Below are 26,224 nucleotides of genomic sequence, written 5' to 3'. Positions count from 1 at the left end.
GCGGCGGCGGCCGCCGGACGGACCGATCAGGGATGGGCTGATCGATACAGTCCACCGGTGACCAACGACGGCGAATACGCGATCTTCCTCAACGGCTCCTACGGCGTCGGCAAGTCCGCAACACTGGACCACATCGGTGATCTGTTGGCGGGCGTGGGTCAGCCGTTCACCCTGATGGACGTCGACTGGTACCACCGCTCCTGGCCTCCGGCCGACTTCGACAAGGGCAACAAGATCATCGAGGCCAAGAACATGGCGGCTGCATGGGGCAACTTCAGAACCGCGGGACCGCGGCAACTCGTCATCAGCGGGGTGATTGCCAGTGAGCAGGAGCGGGACCGCTACAGCCAAGCGCTGCGCCTTCCGGTCCGCTCGGTGCGCCTGGTCGCGACGGGCCCGGTCACCGAGGCTCGACTTCGCAGCAGGTACACCGAAACACAGAACGCCAAGTACGACTGGCACGCGACGCGGTATCAGGTTCTCAGCGAGCGCCTCGCCCAGGCCGACCTGGACGAGGCAATCATCCGAACCGACAGTCTGCGCCCCATCGATGTCGCAGCCGAAGTCCTCCGACACTTCGGCCTACCGGCGGGAGATTGACCCGATGATCGGCCGGTCGCATCAGCATAGGAAGCGCGGATCCATTCGAGGCCGGCTTCGATCCGCCCGATGTCGGCGGTGCCGTCATCTCGGAGGGCCGGCGCCTCAGGGTCACCGTGTCGGACGTCTGCGATGCTGTGAGCGTGACTCCTGATCCGTCCGATGTGGCCCGGCAGCAGTACACACCTCGGACCGAAGCTACCGCGGATGAGCTGGCTGCCTGGACGCAGCGTCGAACCGCTATCGGTGAGCGGGTGGCCGCACTGAACGAACAGGGAGTCTGTTACCAGTGTCGGGAGTTGTCGGACGGCGGCGTACTGGGTCCACAGTTCGTGGTTGCCGACGAGACTGACGTCCGAATCGTGCTGGCGTCCGATCCGAGAGTCCCCGGGCACACCATCGTCGTGTGGAAGCAACATGTCCACGACTTCACTGAGCTCGACGACGAGGCAACCGCTCGGCTCTTCACCGTCTGTCGCAATACCGCCCGTGCCCTCCGCGGCGCGCTCAGCGGTGCCGAGCGGGTCTATCAGGTGACGATGTGCGACGGACCGGTCAACCATCTGCACGTCCAGCTGATCCCGCGGTATGCCGGCACCCCGATCGGATCACGACGGTTGGTCGATGCGCGGGGTCCGGTGCTCGACGGAGATCGACTGGTTGCTGCCGTCCGTGCTGTCTATCAGGCACTTCCCGATCATCAGCAGGCCTGAGTGCGACGGGACGGTCACTTCTGGTTGAGGCTGCCCGATCCGCTGATGTCTCGAGTGACCTGGGGACTGCCCGCGTAGGTGAGCGTTCCGCTGCCGCTGATCGTGACGTCGAGTTTCCGGCTGACGTTCACGATCGCGTCGCCGCTGCCCGAGATCCGAGCCGTCGCCTCGCTACTGGTCAACTCTTCGGCGTCGTACCGACCGGAACCGGAGATGTCGAGATGCTGCCGCTCGGCCGAACCAGCGATGGTGATCGTTCCCGATCCGCTGATCGTCGAGGTCATCTCAGCGGTCGTGATCTTGGGAATCGTGACCGTCCCCGATCCGGAGACGACGACACCGGTCAAGCTTTTCACCGTGAGGCGGTATCGAATCGGCGCTTTCGAAAGCAGCATCGTGCGTGACCTGACACCGAGTTTCAACGTCCCGCCGGAGACGTCGCTGGTCAGATACCGCAACACGTTGGTATCGGCCTCGATGGTCAGGGACTCATTACCGGTCTGGTCGATGGTGACGTCGCCCGATCCACTGAGGTCGACCGTCGAGAACCCGCTGACCGGTCTCGATTCCTTGCCCATCCGCCCAGCACTTCTCACGGTCGAGCAGGAGGTGAGGGCGAGCAGCGCCAGCGCGGCCGCGATCGCCAGGCACGCGTGCATCGTCGGACAGGACATCAGGTCGGAGTGCCGGCGGCCTGTCACAGCACGGTTCATCCCTCCATGGTCCGCTCGGCGACACCACGCGTCGTGGGCCTTTGGCCCTTACCACAGAAGGCCCTCCGACCTGTCCATTCCGGGTGGGTCGACGACGCGCACCATCGACCTTCGGCCCTGACAGCCATGCCGATTGCACAGCACCCTGATGGTGTAGCCAACCAGGAGGTGTGAGATGTCCAACACATCCACCATCAGGGCTCGTCGACCAGCATCCGGACGGCCCCGAACGGAGCGTCGCGTCGGCTATCTCATCTCGGTGCTTCTCAACCTCGCCGGGCTGTTCCTGATCAACCTCTGGCCCGGTTGGCGCGCCGTGGCCTTCCTCACCCAGGACACTCCCCAGGTTCTCGGCATCGTGAACGCGATGTTGATCGTGACCGCAGCCGTCAACGTGCTCTATCTGATCACCGACCCGCGTTGGCTGGTCGCTCTCGGCGGGTTGGGTACAACGGTCCTCGGACTGATCGGCCTGATCCAGATCTGGGACGTCTTCCCATTCGGCTTCGCGAACACTGCGATCGATTGGCCGCTCGTGTTCCGGATCGCACTGATCATCGGCTTCGTCGGATGTGGCGTCGCCATCGTGGTTCAGCTTGCGCAATTCGTCGGCGCCTTGGCAGTACGTCGCCGGGACACAACGCCGCGGTGACCTGTGTGACGCCGTGTACCCGAACGCCAAGCGGCAAGAGTCGCCCAGATCGACAGCGCGCCCCTGACGACTGCGGGACCAGGCGCCGGCTTCGCCGTCTGTACCCAGGACATGCGGCTGTTCGAAGCATCGATCAGCAGCGATCGGGACCCGGAGAGCCGGTTGCGAGTCCACCAACGCCGCGCCGTGCCGGCGATCTATCTGCTGCGACGGGCCAGGACATGATCAAACGCGGACAGGCCCGATCTCCAGCACGGTGCCTGGCTGGCTATGCTCAGCGCGCATGAGGGTCACGGGCTATCGCATCATCCCGACCGTGCTGGACTGGGGTCGCCGTATCGGCGACGTGAACGGTGTCATGCCGGGCGACGAAACCGCGTCGAGCATCGTGCTCCTGGACACCGATACCGACCTCGTCGGTGTGGCGGTCGGTCAGGGCAGTCTGATCGACACGGTTTTTCCGGCCGTCGAGGGCGAGGACCCGCGCTCGGTCAACGCCCTGTACGACCGAATGCTTGCCTGGTCGTTCAAAGCCGGCAACGCCGGCGCCGTTTTCGGTGCGATCGGAACGATCGACCTGGCGCTGTGGGACATCAAGGCCAAGGCCGCCGGTGAGCCGCTGTGGCGATTGCTGGGCGGCCGCGATCGTACAGTTCGAGGTTATGCCTCGGGCCTGGACGCCGGCCTGGACGATGATCAACTGCACTCCCTGTACAGCGGCTTCGCGCAGGCGGGCTTCACCGCCGCGAAGCTGAAGGGCGGCCGCAACGTCGCCGACGACCTGCGCCGGCTGGAAGTGGTCCGGGACGCGTTGGGTGTTGATCATCCCGTCCTCGCCATCGACTCCAACGAGAGCTGGAACGTCAAGCAGGCCGTGCGCTATGTGACGGCGCTCGAGAGGAGCGTCGATCTGGCCTGGGTCGAGGAACCCGTAAGGCGATGGGACGCCGAGGGCCTGGCGACGGTGTCCAGGCAGGTATGTGCCGCAGTCGCCACCGGGGAGAACCTGACCGGCATCGACCAGTACCTCCCACTGATCACCGGCCGCGCCGTCGATCTGGTACAGGCCGGCGGCGGCTGGGGCATCACTCACTTCCTCCGCGTCGCATCCCTTGCGGCCGGCCACAACCTGCCGGTCAGTCCGGTCGGTTTCTTCGGCCACCTTGCACCGGCGGCCGCGGCGGTGCCCAACCATGCGCTCACCGAGGTCCAGGGATTCAGCCTGCCGGCCGGTGTGACCGCGGACTGGGACGTCGACGACGGCAGGATCATCCTCGGCTCGACACCGGGAAACGGTCTCAGTTTCGACGAGTCCGCCGCACGACCCCCTGCCATATCAGGGACGCCGGCACCAGAAGGTCCGCACGTCCGACCGGCGGACGCTGGCTTGCGGATGACCCTGCACGGGTGACATTGCACCAGACGGCCGTCGGTCCCGCGGCTTCCACCCATTCGGTGGTGATCACTGCGACCTCGATGATCAGGTTTCGATGATCAGCGATTTCCGGGCGGCCTCGAGCACGCGATCGGAAACCGCGGTCCCGGCCGTGGCGCGGGCCAGCACAAGCGCTCCGACGAGGGTGGCCACGTCGGCGAGGCTGCCCAATTCGCGGGCGTAAAGATCAACACCTTGGGCGTACCCCTCGACAGCCGTAGCGAAGTCGCCGTGGGCGAGGTCACCGCCGAAACCGGCTGCAGGGCAGCCGTCGCCGGCCCCATCGCGATGTTCAGGTGACAGGTAGCCGCGGACGAAATCCTCCCGACTCTCCGCCGTCAGCCGCTCTCCCGCCTGCTCGAACGCCTGGCCGACCGCCTCGGCCACCAGTGCTTCCTTGGAGGCGAAGTGCTTGTAGAAGCCGCCATGGGTGAGTCCGACCTCAGCCATCACGTCGGCCACGCTGACCCCGGCGATCCCCCGCTCCCGAAACAATCGGGCCGCCGTCTCGACGATCCGCTGTCGGTTTTCTCGCGCCTGCGCCTGCGACACCCGTCCCATGCCGTCAAGCATAGATGTTGTGTGTCATCTATCACCTTGCCCATTTTTAGATGATGATCGTAATCTAAACCCATGGACCTGAACAACTCCGTCGCCCTCGTCTCCGGCGCCAACCGCGGTCTCGGCCGCATCCTCGCCGGCCAACTCCTCGAACGTGGCGCCAAGGTGTACGCCGGCGCCCGCAACCCGTCCCGGGCCGACATTCCCGGAGCGATCCCCGTGCAGCTCGACGTCACCGATTCCGACTCGGTCGAGCTGGCCGCCAAGACCGCCCCGGACGTCACCCTGTTGATCAACAACGCCGGTTCGAGCACGGGTCAGCCCCTTGTCGAGGGTGACCTCGACCGCATTCGCCTCGAGATGGAAACGCACTACTTCGGCACGCTCAGCCTGACCCGTGCCTTCACACCGGTCATCGAGGCGAACGGCGGCGGTGCGATTCTGAACGTCCTCTCAGTGCTCTCCTGGCTGCACCCGGGCGCGATCGGTGCCTACAGCGCCGCCAAGACGGCAGCCTGGGCGCTCACCGATGCCGTACGCGAGGAGCTCGCGCCCCGAGGCATCGCCGTCTCCGCGCTGCACGTGGGCTACATGGACACCGACATGGCCGCCAGGATCCCTGCCGAGCAGAAGATCGACCCGGCGGTCGTGGCAACTCTTGCCCTCGACGGCGTCGCCGCCGGTGACCGCGAGATCCTCGCCGACGACGTGACCCGCCAGGTGAAGGCCGGACTTGCTGCCTGAGCTGCGTCGGACTGATCTTGCCCGGGCCGTTCACCTCCTCGCTGCGACGATCGGGACCGCGACGTCACACACCTCCTCGGCCGGTTCCGCCGCGACGGGATCGATGCCGACCCGATAGACCTCCCGCGCAGCCCCGACACCGGTCCGTTGGTGCTGTCGGATCCATTCCTCGACGGCGTCGTACGCCGACAGGATCTGTGGCCATTCCCACTGTGCCCGGGTGACCGTCACGTACGCCTGCAGCTGCGCCGGCTCGCGACGCGTTGCCGCGGACGCCGTGCGCACCGGGATGCCGACTTCGACCGGTCCGTCGCTGTCCTCGTTCACCTCACCGTGGAAGAACACCATCGGGCCACCCACGGCTCCTCCATGATCGGCGGCGCGCCTGGTGAGGCGAGCGATCGCGCCGGTGACGGTCGCCCGGAGCGCGGGCAGGTCGACCGCCTTGATCTCGCTGAGCAGGATCGTTTCAGGAACCTCACGTTCCAGAACCGTGAACGCCGGGAACCGGGTCTGACCACCACGCAGGCTCTCCCCAAGACGCTCCGCGAGCCCGCGCTGGAAGGCCAGACGGCGCTCGACGGCGGCCCAGTACTCCTCCAGGACCTCGACGCCGACCTCACGCGGCCCGGACAGCACCCGCGCGACATCGGACAGCGGCATGTCCAGCCGTCTGAGGCCGACGATCAATCGGGCGGTGAACAGTTGGTCGTCCCGATAGCGCCGATATCCTGTGTCGGGATCGACCACGGCCGGACTGAGCAGGCCGAGATGGTCGTACAACCGCAGCGCCCGCAGCGACAGCCGCGACCGACGGGCGAACACGCCGATCGTCAGGAGTTGCTCTTCCACGACGACATCGTCCACCGCCATGCCGACATTCGCGCGGACTTCGGTGATCACGACGAACTGTGCCGCAGGTCGGCAGGTCAATGGGCATCCTGGTCGGCAAGCCGGAAGGCCAGCTCGGTCTCCCATTCGTTCATGTCCTGGCCCGGCTCGTCGTAATAGATCTCCAGCCGACTCCGCCATCGCTCGCCCTGCGGCGACGGCGACACGTCCCACTCCAGGCCCTGGCCGTCGGCCCATTTCAGTAGCCGGGCGGTCGCGTCCATCAGCGTCTTGGGATGGCCGACATGCATCAGCGTGACGTACCTCCCCTCGGGCAACACGCCGAAGTGAACCCGGGCGTCGCCGTCGACCGGTTCGGCAATGGGCAGGCCGGTCTCGATCTCAAGGTCCCGCTCCATGTCGATGATGTTGTACTTCCAGAACGGTGCCCCGGTCGGCTTGATCCCTCGGGACTCCAACCAGGCGAAGACCTCCTGGGTCAGCGGCGGCACGACGTCGCCGATGGCGTCCATCGTGACGTGCACGGTGATGGCCACGTACGGCGTAGCGGTACGCTCGACAATGCTCGGTGATCTGTCCATGCCGTGAGCATGAGCCCTGACGTCGGGGAAGAGTCAAGCCTTGCGAAACAACGGTCGTTGGGGAAACCATCCCCGATGGTGATCATGACACTTGGTAGCTGCTGAGCATCCGCGGCATCACATGACCAGGACTGACAATCGTCACGATCTTCTGGGCCGGCTTCACCGATCATCGACGCTATGTCATGGCAGAGACCCGAGCTGGTGTTGTGGATCATCGGATGCGCGTGGATGTTGATCCAGCAGATACGGGTCCGCAGGCTGGTATCGGCAGCCGGGCTCAGTCTGCTCGGTTTTCTGTTGGTCCTCGGAGTGGCCACCGTGATCTTCGGCGTCGCCGCCACTCAGCAGTCCGGCAGACTCTCCGCCGCGGCGGTCGCCGTGATGGCGTCAACCCTCCCGGTCGCCGTCCTCGCCGGATGGCTTCGGTCCCGAACGGTGAAGGTGTGGCGCAGCGGTTCGACCCTGCTGCGTCAAGGAGGAATCGCCACTGTCGGTCTCTGGGTCGCCTGGGTCGCCGCCCACGCCGGCCTCGACCTATGGGCCAACCGGCTGAGTCACGGCGTGTTGGGTTCGAGCACACTGTGGTTGGCGATGTTCGTCTCGCTGGTCACCCAACTGGCCCTGCTCACACGGCGCTCCCGGGCTCTGCCGCGGGTGCCCGACCGCGTTCCCAGCATCGTCTGATCGGCGACCTGACACGTCGACCTTCGGGGACCGCGCCGCCGGCTACGACACCGGCTGGCTGGGCAGGATGCATCACCGGATCTGTGATCGGGTGGTAGCGCTCGTCTGCGACGTCGCCCCCGATGCGCGACGCATTCGTGATGTCGGCTGCGGCACCGGATACCTGATCGATCGGCTCGCAGCCCGGCTGCCTCGGGCCGAGATGCTGATGGGCGTGGACGTCACGCCGGCCATGATCGACATCGCCGCTCAGAACAGCGGTGACCCGCGTGTCACGTTCATGGTGGCCGCAGCCGAACAACTTCCACTGGCCGGTGGATTCGATCTTGTGGTGTCGGCGATCACGCCCTGGAGCCACCCTGTCATCGTCCACGGGAGACAACCTCCCGCAGCGAGTCCAGCAGCTGCGACCAGCCGATCTCCAGTCCTGCCACCGAGGGGGCGGCTTCCGGGCGCACCTCCGAAACGTCGATCGTCAACTCCAGCTCGGTCTGATGATCACCGTCGATGCTGACCGTGTGGACCGCTGAGAACAGCTCCCGTCCGCCGCTGTCGAGGGGCGCCAGTGTGAAGACGAGTCGGCGACCGGATTCGACTGCGACAACTCGGCCGGAGGATCTGTAGGTCCCCGACGGCCCTTCGCTCAGGATGAGGCGGATCGGCGCGCCAACCCGTGGCGCGATTTCAACGGTGTCGACGTGGAAGTGTCGCGGTGCCCACCACCTTGCGGCGAGTTCAGGCACGGTCCAGGCCTCCCAGACCTCGTTCGGCGATGCCGGCAGCAACCGTTCGAACCGAAGGGTTCGGCCGGCTGTCCCGTTGCCTTGCGATTCAGCTGCGATGGCCCGCTCGTACGACTCCAGCGCCCGATCATCAACGCCGCTGGCAGCCCACCGGTCGAAATGGCGGGCCAACTCGGCGACAGTGTGTCGGTCGAGTTGCGCGATGCGGCGACGGCCAAGCTTGCGAACCCGGACCACACCGGCTGCCTCCAACGCTTGGATGTGCTTGGTGGTCTGCGGCTGCAAGGCGCCCAACGCGGCCGCCACCTCCCCGACGGCCATCGGCTGCCGGGACAACAATTCGACGATGCGGAAGCGGTTCGCTTCGGCGATCACGGCCAGGATCTGTTGAGCGTCGGCGGACATGATTTCCTGCCCCACAAGGCAGCCGTGGAAGTCAGTCGACCAGTCGTGACAGGTTGTCCAGCTCGTTGGACCGTCCAGCCACCAGCCGTTCGGTCCACACCTGGTCATGCATCGGCTGGACCCACATCACGATCCGGGTCCGGTCCCCGACCTGGCTGAGCTCGATCTCGGTCAGGTGCTCATACGGCGCATGATCCGGCACGAAGTCGACCAGCGACTGGTAGCTGAGCCGGCTCGGTTCTGAGATCTCGACGAATCGCTTCCTCGATTCAGTGGCCAGCGGCATGCCGTGCTGTTCCAGGAACGCGATCTGGTCCGGCGCGACGGCGGTCATCGTGTAGAGGAGTTCGCCACCCGGCTTCAGGTCCAACCGGGTGACGTCAGTCCGGAAGCCATCCGGGGCCCACCACTGAGAGATGCCCTCCGGTGTGGTCCACAGTGCCCAGATGCGGTCGAGTGATGCGGCGACGGTGCGCTCGATGATCTTCGTCATGAAGCTGACTATATATTCGTCTAGACGAATATGTAAAGGTCTCGGCCGATCGCGCGAGCGGTTGGCCGCCACCCGGCCGTGTTCACGGAGCGATCGTGTTCACAAAGCGGTGGTGAGACCGCAGCAGGCGTACCTGATGCTTGGCCTGTTTGGGGCTGAGGACCTGGTTCTGCGCGTAGTAGACGTAGTCGACGTATTCGTTCCAGATGCTGGTCTGCTGTCCGACGTGGCCTGTGGTGTCGATCAGCCAGGTGTTGAAGTCGATCACCATGTCCTCACGGGGGAAGTACTTTCCGGCGTGGTCGGCAACGAGAACTCCGTCGACGTAGTAGCGCACGTGACCCCCTGCGACGGTGGCCATGATCGTGTGCCAGCCGGCCAGGCTGACGGCTTGATCATTCTCAACGCTGTCGCTGCAGGTTTCGCCGGTCGTGTACCAGGTGGTCTCCGAATTCAGCGGTCCCGGTGTCCCCCACCCGCCGTTGGGCAGGTATTCGGTGAAGTCCGTCTCGCTGTAATTGGGATCGCAGTCGGCGGCCAGCGGCCCGATCGCGAAGAACGTCTGGTTCATGAAGTCACCGTCCGGCCCGGCGGCTGGAGCGTCGGAGAACTTGATCTGGGCCAGGTACGTGCCCTCACGTCCCTGGGTCGTCTGGGTGAACTCGGACTGGGTGGTGCCTTGACTCGTACCATCAGTGGTCAACCGCAACTGCAGCGACTTCTTGCCTTGGATCCTGGGGAACGCGATATTGTCTGCGGTCCAGGTGGCGCCCTCGACTCCGGGGCCACCGCCACCGGTCCGCACCTCCCAGCCGTCGGCTGTGACGGCAGGATCGTCCGGCCCGGAGTAGTCGAAGTCATCGAAGAGCACGCCATGCGGCGGGGCTGCCGACGCCGTCGGCGCGACCCCGGCCAGGGAGAGTGCGGCGGCCAGCGCTGCGCCGACGACGATCACCGGGTTGAATGCACGAAACACTCTGGGTCGAATCACTGTGCGTTCCTATCTGCGATGGTTCCCCGAGCAGCGATCCGGACAGTTGCGGTCACGCCCCGAACGTGGGCAAACAGGATCTGACTCGAAGACTCGCACCCGACGACCTGGTCGTCAACGAACTCGGCAACGAACTCGCCATCCCAAGACAGTCGGCAGCTCAGCCACCCAGTGTTGATCGCAGCCAGCGTGCTCCCCTGGTGATCGCGTCATCGGCTACCGTGGTGCGGCCCGCCGCCATCTGGAAGGTGTGCAGTTGGCCGGGGAACTCGTCCAACCGAACCGCGACTCCGCCGTCCCGGAGCCGTTCGGCGAGGGCCCGGCTGTCATCGCGCAGCGACTCCTCACCGCCGACCTGGAGGTAGGTCGGCGGAAGACCGCGGGGCTCGACGAAGAGCGGTGCCGTCAGCGGATCGTGCGGATCGGACCCGGCCAGGTAATCCGAAGCGAGCCCGCGGACCACGTCGCGGGTGAAGAAGGGGTCGCTGCCCGTTGCGTAGGAGTCACCCCTGGCTTCGAAGTCCGTCCACGCTGAGACCAGCACGAGTGCGGCGGGCATGGGCAACTGCTCCACTCGGGTGCGCGCGGCCAAGCCGACCGCCAGCGTGGCTCCGCAGGAGTCTCCGACCACCGCAATCCGCGTCGCACCCCCCGCCAGTAGCCACCGGTACGCCGCAACGGCGGTGTTGAGCTGGCTGGGGAACACGTGCTCGGGCACCAGCCCGTATTCGACGGCGAATGCCGGCCATCCGGTCGCCCGGGACAGGTGCCCGAACATGTGCGCATGTGTTGTCACGGAGCCGCTCACGAAGCCGCCGCCGTGGATGGCCAGAATGACCCGGCCGGCCGACGAACAGTGCGGCCGCAGCCAGCTGCCCGCCGGGTCGGCGATCCACTCCTGTTCCATGCCGGTGGGTGGGCAGCCGAGCTCTTCCCAGGCCACCCGCTCATCGCGTCCCACTGCTTCCCAGTACGCCCGATTCGGGTCTGTCGATGTCGTCGTCACGGTGGTGTAGACCGCGATCATGATCGAAAGGAATCGGGGAGAGGCAGAACCCGCCGGAGTGATGCTGCGCCGGTTTGTGCCGGGCGGAGGCGGGGTATCCGACATCACATCCCGGAGACATCAGATCCCGGTAGACGCCGAAGGGTGACGGTGCCCGTCAGGCCTGGAACCGACTGGAGGACGCGGATGCACCCGACCCCGCCGAGACGACGCACGACGTTTCGCCACGGACTGCTCGGCGGAGCGATCGCGACAACGACGATGACCGGCGTGTTCTCCAGTTTCGACCTGCTCGGCTGGGTCGGCCAGCTTCCACCGCGTCAGATCATGCAGCGTCTGCTTCCGAAGCAAGTCGAGGGACGGCAGCTCAATGCCGCAACGATCATCGCGCACCTGGGCTACGGAGCGATGCTGGGTGGAGCCTTCTCGTTGATCACTCGATCACCGACAGTCACTCGTGGCGCCATGTACGGGATCGCGGTCTGTGTGGCCAATTACGAGGTCGGACTGCCGTTGGCCGGCATCCGCGAGCCGCTCCATCGCGACAGCCCGCGGGAGATCGCCACCTTGGTCATCGGCCACCTGGTCTACGGTGCCGATCTCGGCCGCCGTCTGGCCGGCCGCAACAGGTGACCACCCTTCGGCACGACACGACTGATCCGACCTCCGCCCGATAGGAGCACGCATTGTCCACCGCACTACTGGTGATCGACATGCTCAACCGGTACGAACACGACGACGCGGGGGCGCTCGCCGAGTCGGTCGGCGAGTCCGTGCCGAACATCCGTCGGCTGCTCGACGCGGCGCGTCAGCAGGACAGCACAGTTGTCTACGTCAACGACAACCACGGCGAATGGACCGCCGATCGGCGGGAATTGGCGGACTGGGCACTGCAGGGCTCGCGTCCCGATCTTGTCGAACCGATCCTTCCCAGCCCCGATGTCCCGCTGTTGGTCAAGGCTCGCCATTCGGCCTTCTACGCCACCCAGCTGGACTACTTCCTCCGTACCCACAACGTCGACCGCATCGTGTTGACCGGTCAGGTCACCGAACAGTGCATCCTCTATTCGGCCCTCGACGCCTACGTCCGACATTTCGATGTCGCGGTGCCCAGCGACGCCGTCGCGCACATCCACAAGGATCTCAGCGACGCCGCGCTGGCGATGATGGAGCGCAACATGCGGGCTCGCGTCTGCTTGACCGACGAACTCGTCGGAGTATTCGGCTCGCGGTGATCGTCGGCTGGACGGTGGATGTGGGCTAGACCGGGCGCCTCTGCTTGGCAGTGAAGGTCAGATGTGTGACCCCACTGGGTGTCGACACGGCTTCGATCGAGAACTTCTCCTCCAGCGCCTCGAGGTCGTCCCACAACCGGACGCCCCGACCGAGCAGTATCGGCACCTGCACGATGTGCATGTGATCGACAAGCCCCGCGGTGACGAACTGCCGGATGACTGTGGCGCCGCCGCCGATCCGCACGTCCTGACCGCCGGCGGCAGCTCTGGCCTGTTCCAGCACGTCGGCCGGCGACGCGTCGCGGAAGTGGTAGACAGTGCCGCCACCCATGTCGATCGAGGGCCGCGGCTTGTGGGTGAGGACGAAAACCGGGGTGTGGAACGGCGGGTCGTCGCCCCAGGCACCCCGGAAATCAGGGTCGTCCTGCCAGCCTGGGTGTCCGAACTTCCCTGCGCCCATGATCTCGGCCCCGATTCCCGGGACGTAGCGTTCGGCGAACGCGTTGTCGGCGCCGAGACTGCCGCCGTCGCCCTGCCAGGAATGCGTGGCGAACATCCATTCGTGCAGCCGCTCACCGGCATGCCCGAACGGGGCATCAGCGGTCCGGCCGTCACCGGTGCCGAAGCCGTCCAAGGAAATCGCGAAATTGTGCACCCGAACGTTCGACATGGAAGGACTCCCTTCGTGAGCCGGCGCCTTCGCCGACGGGCTCCATCCTGACCCGATCCACCATCATCCTCCGGGCGACGACCGCGGAACGTCGTAAAACTTGGGACACCTGTCCGACAGACCCGACGATGCGACCCGAAGCGCTCTACCGTCGGGACATGACCGGAACCACAGCGCATCCACGCCGGATCGTGGTGGTCGGCTATCGAGAGGCCGAACTCCTCGACATCGCGTGCATCACCACCGCTCTGGAGATCGCCGACCGGTACGCCGGTCGGAAGGCCTATCAGGTGTTCGTGGCGTCCCCCGGGGGCCGGCCGATCCACACCTGGACCGGTCTGCTGCTCCAGGCACAGCTCGCCCTTGAGGAGTTGACCGACCGGCTCGACACCCTGATTGTGGTCGGCGGGCTCGGCTACCTCGAGGCCATGGACGATCCCGTACTGGTCGGGCACATCCGGCGCCTTGCCCGCCAGACCCGACGGGTCGCCTCGGTCTGTACCGGAGCCGGCATTCTGGCCGCCGGCGGACTGCTCGACGGCCATCGCGCCGCAACGCACTGGGACCATTCCGAATATCTGTCCCGCCGCTTCCCGAAGGTCCGGTTCGACCGTGACCCGATCCATCTGACGGACCGAGGCGTGGCCACATCCGCGGGGGTCACTGCCGCACTGGACCTGACGCTGTCGTTCATCGAGGCCGATCTTGGTGCGGAACTGGCCCGCAACGTGGCCCGACAGATGGTGACCTACCTGCAGCGACCCGGCAACCAGGCCCAGATGAGCATGTTCACCGCTCCACCGGCGGCCGGCAACCCGTTGGTCCACCGGACCGTCGACCACATCACCACCCACATCGACGCCGATCTGTCCACCGCGACATTGGCCGCGCTGGCCGGAGTCAGCGAGCGTCACCTGACCCGGCTGTTCCTCTCCGAGATCGGCGTCACGCCGGGCCGTTTCGTCCGACGCGCCCGGACCGAAGCAGCGGCGCATCTGTTGACCGGAACCGACCTCACCATCGAGACCATCGCGGCCCGGTGCGGTTTCGGGACGTCGGAGACCCTCCGCCAGTCATTCCAGACCCAGTACGGCGTCTCACCGTCGCACTACCGGAACACGCAGTCCAGCAGCCGACCCAGACCGCGGCCCACAGCCATCGGCGGCCCGCCCGCTACGGTGTCGAGCCGACCCAGGACGGCCACCGGCTGATCCGCACGCTGTCCCACGGCGACCGATGATCAAGCCGAAGTTGATCGTCGCCGACGAACCGGTGTCGATGGCGGACGCATCGTTGCGGGCGACGATCCTGCAGAGTCTGCGGACCGTCAACCGAGGCCGGGTGGCGGGCCGAGCTCGCGGCGGAGTTCGCTGAGCCGCTGATAGGCGGTGTTGCGGTACTCGATCAGCGCGGCCAGTTGATCAGCGGGGATGTCCAACAGCCCGCCACCGCTCTTGGTGCCCAGCCGTCCCACTGCTATTGCATCGGTCAACACGCTGGGCGCCGCCAGACGATCGCCGTACGCCCGTTGCAGGCTCTGGTACGCACCGGCGTAGACATCCAGCCCCGCCATGTCCGCGATCGCGAACGGACCGAAGAAGCCGAGCCGGAAACCGAAGGTGCTGTTCACCACGGTGTCCACCTGATCCGGCGTGGCCAGGCCCTCCTCGACGATCAACGCCGCCTCCCGGTAGAGGGCGAACTGCAGCCGGTTCCCGACGAAGCCGGGACTGTCCGACACCCGGGCCGGTGATTTCCCGGCGGCGATGATCATCTCCTCCACCGCAGTGATCACCTGTTCGTCGGTGTCGGGCGTCGGGATCAGCTCGACCCCGGGCACGAACGGCGCCGGGTTCCACCAATGCACGCCGAGGAACCGTTGCGGACCGGGCACCCAGGCGGCCAACTCACCGATCGGCATCGCCGAGGTGTTGGTCCCGATCACAGCGTCGGGCCGCGCCACGGCACCGATCCGCTGCAGGGATTCCCGTTTCACCTCGCGGTCCTCCGAGACCGCCTCGGTCACGTAGTCGGCGCCGTCCACGGCAGCATCGACACTGTCGACGGCAGTCAACCGCTCGGCAAGCAGATCGGTGGATCCGGCCGGGAACAGACCCGCTGCCACGAAGTGATCGGATTCGGCGAGCAGCCGGTCCCGGGCTGCGACGGCGTGCCGGGCGGACACGTCGGCCAACCTGACGTCGTGTCCGGCGAGCGCCAATGACTGTCCGATTCCACCGCCCATATACCCCGATCCGACCACCGCGACCGTCGGGAACAGCTGGCTCATGATCACGATCGTTGCAGACGGCCGGTGTCGCGGCCCGGCCACCCCCAGGCAACATCGTCAACGGCCAGGAACGGCTCCTTGACCACAGTTCCCGGCGTCAAACCGGTGAAGTCGGCGATCTCGCGGTGCAGATGGGACTGGTCGGCATAGCCGATCTCCGCCGCGACCTCGACCGCCTGCTGTCCGGCGACCAGCCGGTGCACCGCCTGATCGAACCGGACCAGCCTGGCAGCCCGTTTCGGCGTCAGCCCGATCCGACTCCGGAACTGTGACCACAGGCGTTTGCGGCTCCATCCGAGTTCGGCGGCCAGTGCCTCGATCTGCCCTGTGCCGCGAGCCGCAACGATCTGTTGCCACGCCCAGTCGACTTCGGGGTTCGACCGTTCCACGGTGGCGCATCGCTCGGCCACGAAGGCGTCGGCGACCGCGAACCGCTCCTCCCAGGAGCCGAGGCCGCTCAACCGGCCGGTCAGCCGGCCCGCATCGCCGCCCAACAGCTCGTCCAGCGTCACCACGGTCGCATCCAACTCGGTGATCACCGGACCGAGCGCCGCCCGCGCGACGGTCGGCGACAGTCGTACCTGTACGCAGGCGAACGCATCCGCACGCACAATACGCAGGCTGTCACCGAAGCCGACGCCGGCCACGAAACTGCCGGTGAGCAGCCGGCCGCCGGCGTCCAGGGCCGCCACCGTGCCGTCGACGACGAGCACCAGGGTGACCGCAGGATGTGGGATCAATCGCAACTCCGGCGGAGTGCGGCCCCGATCGCCGAAGCCGGCCATGGTGACGCCGGGGATCCGACTCGGTCGTCCGGGACATGCGATGTCCCACAGCAGCCGGTCCGAGGATCCCGATCGGTAGGCCGATTGATCGGCCCGATGATCCGCCACGCCGCCATCGTAGGACGCGGAACATTCGTCCAAGACACCTCGGTCCGTGCGGGCGCAGAGTGAGTGCATGATCACGTCGAATGTCACACCGCCGACCGAGGAGTCCCTGCTGGATCTGGACGGTGCAACCATCCATGTCTGCCAGGACGGACCGTCGGATGCACCGGCCCTGTTGCTGATCCACGGCACCGCTGCATCGGCTCGGTCGTGGGAGCCGATGCTGCCGTTCCTGACTGACTCCCACCGGATCGTGCGGATCGACCTGGCGGGCTGCGGCCGTTCCTGCGGCCGTTCGTCGGCACCGGAAGCCGGTAGCTATGGCGCACCTGATCAGGCGCGGCTCGCGGCCGCGACCCTGGATCGGCTGGGTGTCGGTCACGCAGTAGTCGTCGGGCACTCGAGCGGCGGAGTGATGGCGACAGCTCTGGCCGAACAGCGACCGGACCTGATCGACGGACTGGTGTTGATCGACACCGGACCGCACATGACGGCCTACATCGCCCGTGAAGTCTCGCTGCGCGGCGCCTCCTGGAACCGCCTGACCGATGATCAGATCCGGGATGCGATCCGGGACGGATTCGCAGCGGGCTATCAGATCCCCCTGTCCTACGTCGAGCAGTTCCGAGAGATCAACTTCGTCACCTTCGCGGCCACCTCGCAGGCGGTGCCGCCGTATCTGGACGAGCGTTCCCTGCCGGAACGCCTGGCTCCGCTGGGCAAGCCGCTGCTGGTGCTGTTCGGCGAGGAGGACAGCAGGTGGAGCCCCGCATCAGCCGCCGACTACCGCGCCGTACCCGGCGCGACGATCACGATGCTGCCCGGGATCGGGCACTCGCCCAATCTCGAGGATCCGCGGCTGACCGCGACCCACCTGCTGTCCTTCACCTCCCGACTGGGTCAGGGCCGCTGGAAGGCCGAACGGCCTACCGTGACCAGCTGCCCGGCATCGGGGATCCCGAGGAACGAGGCGATCGCCCACGCCGACGAGTAGAGCCTGCCGTGCGACCAGAGCAACCCGCTCGGCATGGTTACCTGGGCATACGTCCTTGGGCCGAAGCGCGGCACGGCGACAATCTGCCCGACCGTACTGGGGTCGAAGCCCGGGGGTGGCGGCGCATCGTTGGCCGGTGCACCTTCCAGCAACTCCGATACGTACACCGTCCCGTAGCGGTCGACCGCCACACCGGTCGGTGCAGTGAACCCGGTGATCACCCGGACCAATCGACCATGAGGTGTCACGACATACACCCGCCCCTCACCGGGCTGTTCGGACGCCAGAGCCGAGATGTAGAGCAGTCCGTCCGGGCCGTAGGCCAGACCGGTCGGCACCGGATCGCACCCGACACCACTCGGGGTGTTGTTCTCAGCTGTTGCACAGACGCCGGTGGTGATCACCGACGGCACGAAGAAGGTCGACACCCGGCCGCGCCGATCGACCGCCAGCACATCGTTCGCTCCGGCGTCGGCAACCAGTAGAAACCCGTGGTGACGGCGGTCCTTGATCACGAAGTACGGGTTGGACAGCGAATCCGTAGGCTCACCGTTCTGGTCGAACTGGATCTGCCCGTCGGGATTGTTCGCCAACTCGTAGGCCAGCAGATCGGCGAACAGCCTCGGCGTACCGCCGGGCCGGGCCACATAGAGTCCGCCGGTCGACTCGTCGGGCGTCGACGGGTCGTCGTCCGGCTCAGCCTCGCCGGCGGCGATGTAGATCCTGTTCCCGATCGACGTCACTCCCTGCGGGAGTGTCAGCCCGCTGACAACGGTGCGGCTGCGGTGCCGCCACGGATCGACCTGAGTGATCTGGCCGCTGTCCGACTCGGCAACGAGTAGGCCGCCACGGCCGGCCGAGACCTGCCGCGGACCGTTCAACCCGTCTGCGAGCACGGCGACCGGCGACGACCCGTGATGGTGGCTGTGGTGCCTGCCGTGAGCCGCGGCGACCGCCGGGTCTGCCACGCCGATCAACCCGGCGGCGCAGACTGCCGCGGACAGCAGACCGGCGGCCCTGGCCACGGCGCGGCGGGTACTGCTACGGGATCCTGGAGCGGATCCTGGTCTGATTGAAGACACGATTCCCCCCGAAACGTCCGTCGGATCCACGGTGATCCGATCCCGGCCCATCTCTACTAGCATCCGCCGCCCGGCCGCAACCCCCGGCGGGGTGGAACGATCACCTATCCTGGCCGACTGTGGGATTCACCAGGGCCGAGTTGGAAAGTTACCGGGACGCGTCGGTTCCTGATCTTGTCGGCCCAGGGCTCAAGCTGCTCTTCGTCGGCATCAACCCCGGCTTGTGGACCGCAGCAACCCAGACCCACTTCGCCCATCCGGGCAACCGCTTCTACCAGGCTCTGCGCAGGGCCGGCATCATCGAACGGGAGATCGATCAGGCGGCGGGATTCACCGACGCCGACCGCGCGTACTTGATCAACCGGGGCATCGGAAACACCAATCTGGTCAACCGGGCGACCGCGCGCGCCGACGAACTGACCGGCGACGAACTGCGCGCCGGGTCGCACCGGGTGCGGACCTTCGTCGTCGAGCACCATCCGCGGGTGGTCGCCGTAGCCGGCATCACGGCCTACCGGATCGCCTTCGGTCGGCGATCCGCGAAATTGGGCAGGCAGCCCGAACCCCTGGAGGGCGCCGAGTTGTGGATCGTGCCCAATCCGTCCGGGCTGAACGCCCACGAGACCGTCGATTCGCTCGCGGCGAAGTACGCCGAGGCCGCCCGGGCAGCCGGCGTGCTTTGACGGTGTGCTGTGATGGAGCGCATGACGTCTGCCACCCTCGACTACCCGGTCGCCGAGCGCGTTCTGGACAACGGGCTCCGGGTGATCGCGAGTCCGGATCACGCCGCGGGCTCGGTCGCGGTCAATCTCTGGTACGACGTCGGCTCCCGTCACGAGGAGCCGGGCCGGACCGGGTTCGCCCATCTCTTCGAGCATCTGATGTTCCAGGGCTCGGCCAACGTCAAGAGCGCCGAGCACTTCTCCCTGTTGCAGCCCGCCGGGGCCAGCGTCAACGCAACAACCTGGTTCGACCGCACCAACTACTTCGAGGCGTTGCCGGCCGGTGGGCTGGATCTGGCGCTGTGGCTCGAGGCGGACCGGATGGGAAGTCTGCTGCTCGCGCTGACCGAGGAGAACTTCGAGAACCAGCGCGAGGTCGTCAAGGAGGAGAAGCGGCAGCGTTACGACAACGTCCCGTACGGCGACGTCATCGAGCTGATCATCACGCAGGTGTTTCCTTCGGGTCACCCGTACAGCCACACCGTGATCGGATCGATGGATGATCTCAACGCCGCCGGGGTGGAGGACGCGCGGGCATTCTTCCGCCGTTTCTACATGCCGAACAACGCGGTGCTGTCCATCGTCGGCGATGTCGACGTCGAGACGGCGTTCGCCAGGGCCGACCGGTACTTCTCCCCGGTTCCGGCCGCGGCGAAACCGGAGAAAATGATCACCCAACCGCTGGCGCCGCTGACCGGTCTGCCTCGCCGTGAGACCGTCCAGGACGTGCCGAGCGAGGCCGTGTATCTGACCTGGCGGCTGCCCGCCGACAGGTCGCCCGGGTTCGACGCTCTTGATCTTGCCTTCGGCGTGCTCGGCCAAGGACAGAGCTCACGGCTGATGAAGCGGCTGGTGCGCGGCCGGGAGATCGCCGAGTCCGCCTACGCCAGCGCGATGGGCCTGATCGGCGGCAACTCGCTGGGCATGGTGGGTGCCCGGGCCCGGGCCGGAATCACGCCGGAGGAACTCGAGGATGCGCTGGTCGCCGAGATCGACGGCCTGATCACCGGTCCCCCGAGCCCTGCGGAGCTGGAGCGGGCCAAAGCCCAGACCGAGCGTCACTGGCTGCAGGAGCTCGCCAGGGTCGACTCCCGCGCTGACCAACTGAGCGGCTTCGCCACCTTGTACGACGATCCGCACCTGATCAACACCCGATTCGCCGAGATCGAGGCCGTCACACCCGAGGACGTGTCATCAGCGATCGCCGACTGGTTCACCTCGGACCAACGGGCATCGTTGATCTACCGGAAGGAGAATCGGTGAGCCAGCCAACGGCCTTCACGCCCGCGCCGCGACCCGAGATCGCCGAGCCGCGCCCGTGGAGTTTCCCGACACCCGATCGGACAACGCTGGACAACGGTCTGGAGGTGATCAGCTACCGGCTGCCCGGCCAGCACGTCATCTCCGCCAGCCTCGTCCTTGACGTACCGCTGACCGCAGAACCGCGGGAACTCGAGGGTGTCGCCGCGATCACCTGCCGGACGCTCGATGAAGGGACCACCGAGCACGGCACCGACGAGTTCGCCGAGCTGCTGGAGACCGCCGGAGCGGGGTTCGGCGTCGACGTCAGCTCAGCGGGGCTGCAACTCATCCTCGACGTACCGTCCCGACACCTCGACGCCGCGCTGGACCTGTTCGCAGAAGCGATCAGTACACCGGCGCTGGCTGCACCCGACATCGACCGGCAGGTGCAGTTGCGGTTGGCAGAGATCAGCCAGGCGAGAGCCAACCCCAGCCAGGCCGCGGCGATCGCGTTCCGCCGTAAGGTCTTCGCCGACGGTACTCGGTACGCACGGATGAATGACGGCGAGCCGGAAACGGTCGCGGCAGTCACGGCGGAGGCCGCGCAGCGCTTCCACCGTGATCATTTCGGCCCCAGGGACGCCAAGCTGATCCTTGCCGGTGAGCTGCCTGAGGGCGTCGAATCACTGGTGCACAAGCATTTCGGCGGTTGGTTCAACGAGCAGCAGAGCGTTGTCGATCATCAGCCGCCGCAGCCGGGCGTTCGCCGTGCGGTGATCGTGCACCGTCCCGGGTCAGTCCAGGCCGACCTGCAGCTCGGCGGATTCGGGATCGACCGGACCGATCCGCGCTGGGCCGACATCAGCGTTGCCTCCTACATCATGGGTGGCGCCTTCCTCTCCCGGCTGAACGGCGTTCTGCGCGAACAACTCGGCTACACCTACGGCGTGCGCATGGGGTTCCAGCCGCTGCGCTCCGGCGGAACGTTCGCGGTGTCAGGTTCCTTCCGTACCGAGGTGATCGGTGACGCGCTGACCCGCGCTCGCACGCTGCTGTCGATCAGCGAGCAGCCGTTCACGCAGCAGGAGGTCAGCGACGCGGTCACCTACTTCACCGGCGTGTCGCCGTTGCGGTACGCGACGGCGGACGGGGTGGTCGACCAGGCCGCCATCCAGGCGCTCGCGTTGCTCCCCGACGACTATCTCGACCAGCGGCTGGCCAAGCTGCGGGACGTGACACCGCAGTCGGCCGGGGAGGCGTACCGGTCGCTGGTCGACCCCGAGCAGCTCACGCTGGCGATCGCCGGGGACGCGGACAAGATCACCGGGCCGCTGACGGAGGCCGGCTTCGCCGACATCGAGATCATCGACCTCGAGACCTGACCGACTCAGCTGCTGCCGGCTCGGATCCCGGCCCGAGTCCTGACAACGCGGTCGCTACTGCTCGTCGGCCGGCTCGTTCCAGGTGGCCAGCAGCTCAGCGGCGTTGGCGTTGACCTTGTCAAGCAGCCGCAGCAGGGTGCGACGTTGGGCATCGCTCAGCCCGGCGGTCAGTCGGGCGTCGACGGCTTGGAGCTCAGTTGCCACAGGGCCGGCGAGCCGCCGGCCGGCAGGCGTGAGGTGCAGCCGCACCAGACGGTTGTCGTGCGTGTCCCGCTTCTTGATCAACAGGCCGGAAGCTGCCATCCGATTGGCCATCTTGACGATCGTCGGCGTGGTGACCTCGGTCTCGGCGGCGATCTCCCCCGGCGTCCGACCATCCCGTTCGACCAAGGCGACGAGCACCAGGTTCTGGCCCAGGTGCAGGCCATGTCGGCGCAGGCCGGCCGTCATCACGGCACGAAACAGCTTCGACGCCCGGATGTATGTGTCGGTGAAGTCAGTCATCGCCACCTCGGAGAAATCACTTGACGGCTAACGATCGTATCCTCGATGATTTCATTAGCCGGCAATCGACTCGTCCACCATCAGCCTGCCAGGAGTCTCCCATGTCCAGCACAGCAGAACGCAACAAACAAGCCGTCCGCGAATTCTACGAGTACGCCATCAATCGCAAGGACTTCACGGCTGCCCGCAGCCTGATCGGCGACAGGTACACCCAGCACAATCCCCGGATCGCCGACGGCGTCGACGGTCTGGAGAGCTTCATCGACGAGCTGCGAACCCGGTTCCCCTATCTGCGCGCCGAGGTCAAGCAGCTGTACGCCGACGGTGACGTCGTGATCGGCCACGTCCACGGCATCCGGGTGCCCGGCCAGGCGGGCACGGCGATCATCGATATCTTCCGGTTCGATGAGGACAAGATCGTCGAGCACTGGGACGTCATGCAACCGCTACCGGACCGGTCGGCGAACCCGAACGGGATGTTCTGAGCGCGCCGCGCAGAGGCAGAACCACGCTGCCGAGCGGATCGCTCACCAACCTCCTAGGGTGGACCCATGGTTGACAGCCTGTGGGAGATCGAGCCGTCCGGCCCGTTGCGGGGCGACGTCACCGTGCGCGGCGCCAAGAACGCGGTCAGCAAGCACATGGTCGCCGCCATGTTGGCCAGCAGTCCGAGCACGATCACCAACACCCCCGACGTCGGCGAGGTCGGGCTCACCGCAGGCATGGTGGAACACATCGGGATGACCGTCGAGCGGTCCGACGACGCGATCACGATCATCCCGGGTCCGGTTGCCGAACCCAACGTGCCCAAGGCGTTCAGCGGAGTCAACCGCATCCCGATCCTCCTGCTCGGACCGCTGCTTCACCTGACCGGCGAGGCATTCGTGCCTCTGCTCGGAGGAGATCCGATCGGCCGACGACCCGTCGACTTCCACGTCGACGCATTGCGCCGGTTCGGCGCCGAGGTGAGCATCGACTCCGACGGAATCCGTGCCCGGGCGACCCGGTTGACCGGCACCCGGATCGACCTGCCCTACCCCAGCGTGGGCGCGACGGAGACGGCCCTGCTTGCCGCCGTCCTGGCCAAGGGTCGCAGCGTGATCCGCAACGCCGCGACGGAGCCGGAGATCATCGAACTCGCACTCTTCCTGCAGCGGATGGGTGCCGGAATCTCCCTTCAGCCCCGATCGGCGGATCGTCGTCGAGGGTGTCGACCGGTTGCGGGGTGCACGGACCCGGCTCGGCGGCGACCGGATCGAAGCGTTCTCCTACCTGGTCGCCGGCCTGGTCAGCGGCGGCGAGGTGCGGGTGCACGGCTGTCCACAGGACCGGCTCGTCACGCCGATCACGACGTTGGCGCGGATGGGCGCCAAGTTCGACATCACCGACGACTGGATCATGGCCTCCGCGCCCGACGGGCTGCGTCCTGCGGCAGTGCAGACCGACACCCATCCCGGCTTCGCCACCGACTGGCAGACGCCCCTGATGGTTCTCTTCACCCAGGCCGACGGGATGTCGGTGTTGCACGAGACCGTCTATGAGAACCGGCTGGCCTACGTACCCGCGCTGCAGAGCATGGGCGCCGAGATCGAGACGTACGACACGTGCCTTGGTGGGCCGGCCTGCCGCTACCACGACACCGGCGCGGTGCACTCCGCCGTGGTCCGCGGGGTCAGCAAACTGCACGGCGGTGACGTGACCATGCCCGACATCCGAGCCGGTTTCTCGGCCGTCCTGGCCGCTGCCGTTGCGAACGGACCGTCGACCCTGCGCGGCGTCCGTCACATCGAGCGCGGCTACCACCGGCCGGTGGAACAGTTCCGGGCGCTCGGGCTGACGCTTCGCGCCCGCTGACGGCCGTTCGATAACCTGTGCGGAGTTCGCGCATCGTTGCGCGGCGCCGACCGTCGAAACGCTGCCGAACGGAATCCTCGCCTGATGTCCTCGGACGCCCCTGCCCTACCTGCTGTGATCGACCCCTACTCGGTCCGGTCCGCATTCCGGTCGATCAAACGGATGCGGATCGAGGTGCTCGGCGGCCTGGTCGTCGCGCTCGCCCTGATCCCGGAAGCGATCGCGTTCTCGATCATCGCAGGCGTCGATCCCCGGGTCGGCCTGTTCGCGTCGTTCACCATGGCTGTGACGATCGCGATCACTGGTGGCCGACGGGCGATGATCTCGGCCGCCACCGGCTCGGTCGCCCTGGTCGTCGCTCCGATCACCAGGAAGTACGGGATCGATTATCTGGTCGCCACCGTGCTCGTCGCCGGCATCTTCCAGATCGCCATGTCGCTGCTGGGTGTCGCCAAGCTGATGCGGTTCATCCCACGCAGCGTGATGGTCGGCTTCGTCAACGCCCTGGCCATCCTGATCTTCCTTGCCCAGTTGCCGAACCTGATCGGCGTGCCGTGGCTGGTCTACCCCCTGGTCGCCGCCGGGCTGGTGATCATCATCGGCTTCCCGCGGCTCACCCGGGTGGTGCCGGCACCCCTCATCGCGATCCTGGCCATCAGCGTGCTGGTCGTGTTCACCGGCTTCGAGGTGCCGACCGTCGGTGACATGGGCAGGCTTCCCGACAGCCTGCCCGCGCTGTTCGTTCCGCAGGTGCCGTTGGATCTGGCCACCGCCAAGATCGTCCTTCCGTACGCCCTGGGCATGGCACTGGTCGCGCTGCTGGAATCCCTGATGACCGCCAAGCTGGTCGATGATGTCACCGACACACATTCCGACAAGACCCGGGAGGCACTCGGACAGGGCATCGCCAACGTTGTCACCGGGATCTTCGGGGGCATGGGCGGCTGTGCCATGATCGGCCAGACGATGATCAACGTGAAGCAGTCCGGCGCACGGACCCGGATCTCCACCTTTCTGGCCGGGGGCTTCCTGCTCATCCTGGTCGTCGCCCTCCGTGACGTCGTGGCGATCATCCCGATGGCGGCCCTCACCGCCGTGATGATCATGGTGTCGGTCGGCACCTTCGACTGGCACAGTGTCCATCCCCGGACACTGCGCAGGATGCCGCTCAGCGCCACGATCATCATGGTCGCCACCGTCATCCCCACCGTGATCACCAACAACCTTGCGGTCGGCGTCATCATCGGCGTGATCGTCGCCGCCCTGTTCTTCGTCGCGCGGGTCGCGCATTTCACCGAGGTCATCGACGTCGCCCATCCGGACGAGAACACCCGGGTCTATGCCGTCAAGGGTGCCTTGTTCTTCGCGTCGAGCAACGACCTGGTCTATCAGTTCGACTACGCCGACGACCCGGAGAACGTGATCATCGACCTGTCCCAGTCCCAGATCTACGACTCCTCGACCGTGGCGACGCTCGACGCGATCCAGTTCAAGTACCAGCAGCGTGGCAAGAACGTCGAGATCATCGGATTGAACGAGCCGAGCCTTGCCTGGCACAGCAGGCTGACCGGCAGGCTGGGCGCCGCCACTGATCCGAGCGATCACACCTCGAGGTCATCCCACACGACTACCGTCGTTGTGCCGCTCGCCCAGTCCCGGCGGAGGATCGCGTACGCCACTGATGCCATCGGCCCGCCGCCCTCGATCGGCCAGGCGTCGCGGTAGTGGGCTTCCTTGACGAAGCCGGACCGGAGCATCACCTTGCGCATTGCGATGTTGTCTTCACGGGTCTGGCCCTCGAGCCGGTTGGTCGTCGGGAATCGGTCGAACGCCAGTGCGGTCACCTGCCGGAGGATCGGCGTGCCCAGCCCGCGGCCACGGAACTCCTCGGCCAGCCGCAGATCGAACACCGGATTCCCGCCGGCCTTGATGTCCCCCAAGTCGTCCAGCACCACCAGTCCGACCTGCCGCCGATCGACGTCGATCCAGAATCCGAGGTGATCATCGGATCCGAACCGTCCGTCCGTGATCGACTGTCGGGCTTGTTCCTCCGACCAGGATGTCCTGCCGTGGTAGGGAAACTCGTTCCCGATCAGGAATCCGACGATCCGATCGGCGTCGGGTCCGGGATCGACCTGGGCGAAAGTGATCATCGGCACCGAGGAAGGCTAACAGGCCGCACC

29 protein-coding genes and 3 pseudogenes are annotated in these 26,224 nt (G+C 66.5%); 18 read left to right on the top strand and 14 right to left on the bottom strand.

The window, feature by feature from the left end; all coding sequences use genetic code 11:
• The first annotated feature begins 57 nt into the window (after positions 1-57).
• Together GJV80_RS04905 and GJV80_RS04900 are read left to right on the top strand one after the other, a co-directional pair.
• A complete protein-coding gene (locus GJV80_RS04905; RefSeq protein ID WP_154686931.1) occupies positions 58-600 on the top strand; it encodes a hypothetical protein in 543 nt (180 codons plus the stop codon).
• A 143-nt stretch (positions 601-743) separates the two neighbouring features.
• Positions 744-1,313, top strand: coding sequence for an HIT family protein (locus GJV80_RS04900; RefSeq protein ID WP_195909165.1), 570 nt, complete (start codon positions 744-746; stop codon positions 1,311-1,313).
• A 14-nt stretch (positions 1,314-1,327) separates the two neighbouring features.
• On the opposite strand, the gene GJV80_RS04895 is transcribed toward GJV80_RS04900, so the two are convergent.
• Positions 1,328-2,026 carry a head GIN domain-containing protein gene (locus tag GJV80_RS04895; protein WP_154686929.1) on the bottom strand — a complete coding sequence of 233 codons (699 nt, stop codon included), beginning with the start codon at positions 2,024-2,026 and terminating at the stop codon, positions 1,328-1,330.
• Positions 2,027-2,201: 175 nt separating this feature from the next.
• Between GJV80_RS04895 and GJV80_RS04890 the strand changes: the two genes are divergently transcribed.
• Both GJV80_RS04890 and GJV80_RS04885 read left to right on the top strand, forming a co-directional pair.
• Positions 2,202-2,678 (top strand): hypothetical protein, encoded by a 477-nt coding sequence (locus tag GJV80_RS04890; RefSeq protein WP_154686928.1) that lies wholly within the window; start codon positions 2,202-2,204, stop codon positions 2,676-2,678.
• A 283-nt stretch (positions 2,679-2,961) separates the two neighbouring features.
• Positions 2,962-4,089 (top strand): mandelate racemase/muconate lactonizing enzyme family protein, encoded by a 1,128-nt coding sequence (locus GJV80_RS04885; RefSeq protein WP_154686927.1) that lies wholly within the window; start codon positions 2,962-2,964, stop codon positions 4,087-4,089.
• A gap of 69 nt (positions 4,090-4,158) precedes the next feature.
• Here GJV80_RS04885 and GJV80_RS04880 read toward each other — a convergent pair whose 3' ends face one another.
• Positions 4,159-4,674 carry a TetR/AcrR family transcriptional regulator gene (locus GJV80_RS04880; RefSeq protein WP_154686926.1) on the bottom strand — a complete coding sequence of 172 codons (516 nt, stop codon included), beginning with the start codon at positions 4,672-4,674 and terminating at the stop codon, positions 4,159-4,161.
• Positions 4,675-4,746: 72 nt separating this feature from the next.
• Between GJV80_RS04880 and GJV80_RS04875 the strand changes: the two genes are divergently transcribed.
• Positions 4,747-5,418: an SDR family oxidoreductase gene (locus tag GJV80_RS04875; protein WP_154686925.1), complete on the top strand. Its 672-nt coding sequence runs from the start codon at positions 4,747-4,749 to the stop codon at positions 5,416-5,418.
• A gap of 30 nt (positions 5,419-5,448) precedes the next feature.
• On the opposite strand, the gene GJV80_RS04870 is transcribed toward GJV80_RS04875, so the two are convergent.
• Both GJV80_RS04870 and GJV80_RS04865 read right to left on the bottom strand, forming a co-directional pair.
• Positions 5,449-6,351: a MerR family transcriptional regulator gene (locus tag GJV80_RS04870; RefSeq protein WP_230208142.1), complete on the bottom strand. Its 903-nt coding sequence runs from the start codon at positions 6,349-6,351 to the stop codon at positions 5,449-5,451.
• Complete coding sequence (locus GJV80_RS04865; protein WP_154686924.1) at positions 6,348-6,851, bottom strand: GyrI-like domain-containing protein; 504 nt, start codon at positions 6,849-6,851, stop codon at positions 6,348-6,350. Before GJV80_RS04865 ends, GJV80_RS04870 begins: the two co-directional genes overlap by 4 nt.
• Positions 6,852-7,031: 180 nt before the next feature.
• On the opposite strand from GJV80_RS04865, the gene GJV80_RS04860 reads away from it, so the two are divergent.
• Together GJV80_RS04860 and GJV80_RS24940 are read left to right on the top strand one after the other, a co-directional pair.
• Complete coding sequence (locus tag GJV80_RS04860) at positions 7,032-7,538, top strand: hypothetical protein (protein ID WP_154686923.1); 507 nt, start codon at positions 7,032-7,034, stop codon at positions 7,536-7,538.
• A 67-nt stretch (positions 7,539-7,605) separates the two neighbouring features.
• A pseudogene (locus tag GJV80_RS24940) lies at positions 7,606-7,881 on the top strand (trans-aconitate 2-methyltransferase); the annotation flags it as partial.
• A 19-nt stretch (positions 7,882-7,900) separates the two neighbouring features.
• Here GJV80_RS24940 and GJV80_RS04850 read toward each other — a convergent pair.
• From GJV80_RS04850 to GJV80_RS04835, 4 genes are all read right to left on the bottom strand, one after another.
• On the bottom strand, positions 7,901-8,686 hold the full coding sequence (locus GJV80_RS04850) for a metalloregulator ArsR/SmtB family transcription factor (protein ID WP_154686922.1): 786 nt from the start codon (positions 8,684-8,686) through the stop codon (positions 7,901-7,903).
• Positions 8,687-8,717: 31 nt separating this feature from the next.
• On the bottom strand, positions 8,718-9,179 hold the full coding sequence (locus GJV80_RS04845; RefSeq protein ID WP_154686921.1) for an SRPBCC domain-containing protein: 462 nt from the start codon (positions 9,177-9,179) through the stop codon (positions 8,718-8,720).
• Positions 9,180-9,261: 82 nt separating this feature from the next.
• Complete coding sequence (locus GJV80_RS04840) at positions 9,262-10,155, bottom strand: glycoside hydrolase family 16 protein (protein ID WP_154686920.1); 894 nt, start codon at positions 10,153-10,155, stop codon at positions 9,262-9,264.
• A 175-nt stretch (positions 10,156-10,330) separates the two neighbouring features.
• The gene (locus GJV80_RS04835; protein ID WP_195909164.1) at positions 10,331-11,197 is read right to left on the bottom strand and encodes an alpha/beta hydrolase; all 867 of its coding nucleotides are present in this window, start codon (positions 11,195-11,197) and stop codon (positions 10,331-10,333) included.
• 165 nt (positions 11,198-11,362) lie between these two features.
• Between GJV80_RS04835 and GJV80_RS04830 the strand changes: the two genes are divergently transcribed.
• Together GJV80_RS04830 and GJV80_RS04825 are read left to right on the top strand one after the other, a co-directional pair.
• Positions 11,363-11,809 carry a hypothetical protein gene (locus GJV80_RS04830; protein ID WP_154686918.1) on the top strand — a complete coding sequence of 149 codons (447 nt, stop codon included), beginning with the start codon at positions 11,363-11,365 and terminating at the stop codon, positions 11,807-11,809.
• 53 nt (positions 11,810-11,862) lie between these two features.
• Positions 11,863-12,411, top strand: coding sequence for a cysteine hydrolase family protein (locus tag GJV80_RS04825; protein WP_230208141.1), 549 nt, complete (start codon positions 11,863-11,865; stop codon positions 12,409-12,411).
• A 25-nt stretch (positions 12,412-12,436) separates the two neighbouring features.
• On the opposite strand, the gene GJV80_RS04820 is transcribed toward GJV80_RS04825, so the two are convergent.
• On the bottom strand, positions 12,437-13,081 hold the full coding sequence (locus GJV80_RS04820; protein WP_154686917.1) for a dihydrofolate reductase family protein: 645 nt from the start codon (positions 13,079-13,081) through the stop codon (positions 12,437-12,439).
• Between the two features lie 158 nt (positions 13,082-13,239).
• Between GJV80_RS04820 and GJV80_RS04815 the strand changes: the two genes are divergently transcribed.
• Positions 13,240-14,292 (top strand): GlxA family transcriptional regulator, encoded by a 1,053-nt coding sequence (locus GJV80_RS04815; RefSeq protein WP_154686916.1) that lies wholly within the window; start codon positions 13,240-13,242, stop codon positions 14,290-14,292.
• A 116-nt stretch (positions 14,293-14,408) separates the two neighbouring features.
• Here GJV80_RS04815 and GJV80_RS04810 read toward each other — a convergent pair whose 3' ends face one another.
• Both GJV80_RS04810 and GJV80_RS04805 read right to left on the bottom strand, forming a co-directional pair.
• Positions 14,409-15,371, bottom strand: coding sequence for a 3-hydroxyacyl-CoA dehydrogenase family protein (locus GJV80_RS04810; protein WP_154686915.1), 963 nt, complete (start codon positions 15,369-15,371; stop codon positions 14,409-14,411).
• Between the two features lie 2 nt (positions 15,372-15,373).
• Positions 15,374-16,264 carry an AraC family transcriptional regulator gene (locus tag GJV80_RS04805; protein ID WP_230208140.1) on the bottom strand — a complete coding sequence of 297 codons (891 nt, stop codon included), beginning with the start codon at positions 16,262-16,264 and terminating at the stop codon, positions 15,374-15,376.
• Positions 16,265-16,331: 67 nt separating this feature from the next.
• Between GJV80_RS04805 and GJV80_RS04800 the strand changes: the two genes are divergently transcribed.
• Positions 16,332-17,255, top strand: a complete 924-nt coding sequence (locus GJV80_RS04800; protein ID WP_154686914.1) for an alpha/beta fold hydrolase — start codon at positions 16,332-16,334, stop codon at positions 17,253-17,255.
• Here the strand turns inward: GJV80_RS04800 and GJV80_RS04795 are convergent.
• The gene (locus GJV80_RS04795; protein ID WP_195909163.1) at positions 17,162-18,280 is read right to left on the bottom strand and encodes a ScyD/ScyE family protein; all 1,119 of its coding nucleotides are present in this window, start codon (positions 18,278-18,280) and stop codon (positions 17,162-17,164) included. The genes GJV80_RS04800 and GJV80_RS04795 overlap by 94 nt on opposite strands.
• Before the next feature lie 176 nt (positions 18,281-18,456).
• Here GJV80_RS04795 and GJV80_RS04790 point away from each other — a divergent pair, with 176 nt between their 5' ends.
• Genes GJV80_RS04790 through GJV80_RS04780 form a run of 3 tightly spaced genes read left to right on the top strand, consistent with a single transcriptional unit; the run spans position 18,457 to position 21,683 of the window.
• The gene (locus tag GJV80_RS04790; RefSeq protein WP_154686912.1) at positions 18,457-19,020 is read left to right on the top strand and encodes a mismatch-specific DNA-glycosylase; all 564 of its coding nucleotides are present in this window, start codon (positions 18,457-18,459) and stop codon (positions 19,018-19,020) included.
• 21 nt (positions 19,021-19,041) lie between these two features.
• On the top strand, positions 19,042-20,322 hold the full coding sequence (locus GJV80_RS04785) for a pitrilysin family protein (RefSeq protein ID WP_230208139.1): 1,281 nt from the start codon (positions 19,042-19,044) through the stop codon (positions 20,320-20,322).
• Entirely contained in the window at positions 20,319-21,683 is a 1,365-nt protein-coding gene (locus tag GJV80_RS04780; protein WP_154686910.1) for a pitrilysin family protein, read from the top strand. The genes GJV80_RS04785 and GJV80_RS04780 overlap by 4 nt, the downstream gene beginning before the upstream one ends.
• A gap of 54 nt (positions 21,684-21,737) precedes the next feature.
• Here the strand turns inward: GJV80_RS04780 and GJV80_RS04775 are convergent, their stop codons facing one another.
• On the bottom strand, positions 21,738-22,187 hold the full coding sequence (locus tag GJV80_RS04775; RefSeq protein ID WP_154686909.1) for a MarR family winged helix-turn-helix transcriptional regulator: 450 nt from the start codon (positions 22,185-22,187) through the stop codon (positions 21,738-21,740).
• A 101-nt stretch (positions 22,188-22,288) separates the two neighbouring features.
• Between GJV80_RS04775 and GJV80_RS04770 the strand changes: the two genes are divergently transcribed.
• The 4 genes and pseudogenes from GJV80_RS04770 to GJV80_RS04760 form a co-directional block, all read left to right on the top strand.
• Entirely contained in the window at positions 22,289-22,672 is a 384-nt protein-coding gene (locus tag GJV80_RS04770; RefSeq protein ID WP_154686908.1) for a nuclear transport factor 2 family protein, read from the top strand.
• A gap of 66 nt (positions 22,673-22,738) precedes the next feature.
• Positions 22,739-23,308 (top strand): annotated as a pseudogene (locus GJV80_RS24935) (UDP-N-acetylglucosamine 1-carboxyvinyltransferase); the annotation flags it as partial.
• A 40-nt stretch (positions 23,309-23,348) separates the two neighbouring features.
• Positions 23,349-24,041, top strand: coding sequence for a hypothetical protein (locus GJV80_RS23685; RefSeq protein ID WP_230208137.1), 693 nt, complete (start codon positions 23,349-23,351; stop codon positions 24,039-24,041).
• A gap of 162 nt (positions 24,042-24,203) precedes the next feature.
• Positions 24,204-25,664 (top strand): annotated as a pseudogene (locus GJV80_RS04760) (SulP family inorganic anion transporter); the annotation flags it as partial.
• Here the strand turns inward: GJV80_RS04760 and GJV80_RS23680 are convergent.
• A complete protein-coding gene (locus tag GJV80_RS23680; RefSeq protein ID WP_154690044.1) occupies positions 25,643-26,194 on the bottom strand; it encodes a GNAT family N-acetyltransferase in 552 nt (183 codons plus the stop codon). The pseudogene GJV80_RS04760 and the gene GJV80_RS23680 sit on opposite strands and share 22 nt — an antisense overlap.
• Between the last annotated feature and the right edge of the window lie 30 nt (positions 26,195-26,224).

It is taken from the genome of Microlunatus sp. Gsoil 973 (assembly GCF_009707365.1).
In the GTDB taxonomy this organism is placed as follows: domain Bacteria; phylum Actinomycetota; class Actinomycetes; order Propionibacteriales; family Propionibacteriaceae; genus Microlunatus.
The sequence above is the reverse complement of the archived record's forward strand: the minus strand, read 5'-3'. Positions and strand labels throughout refer to the sequence as shown.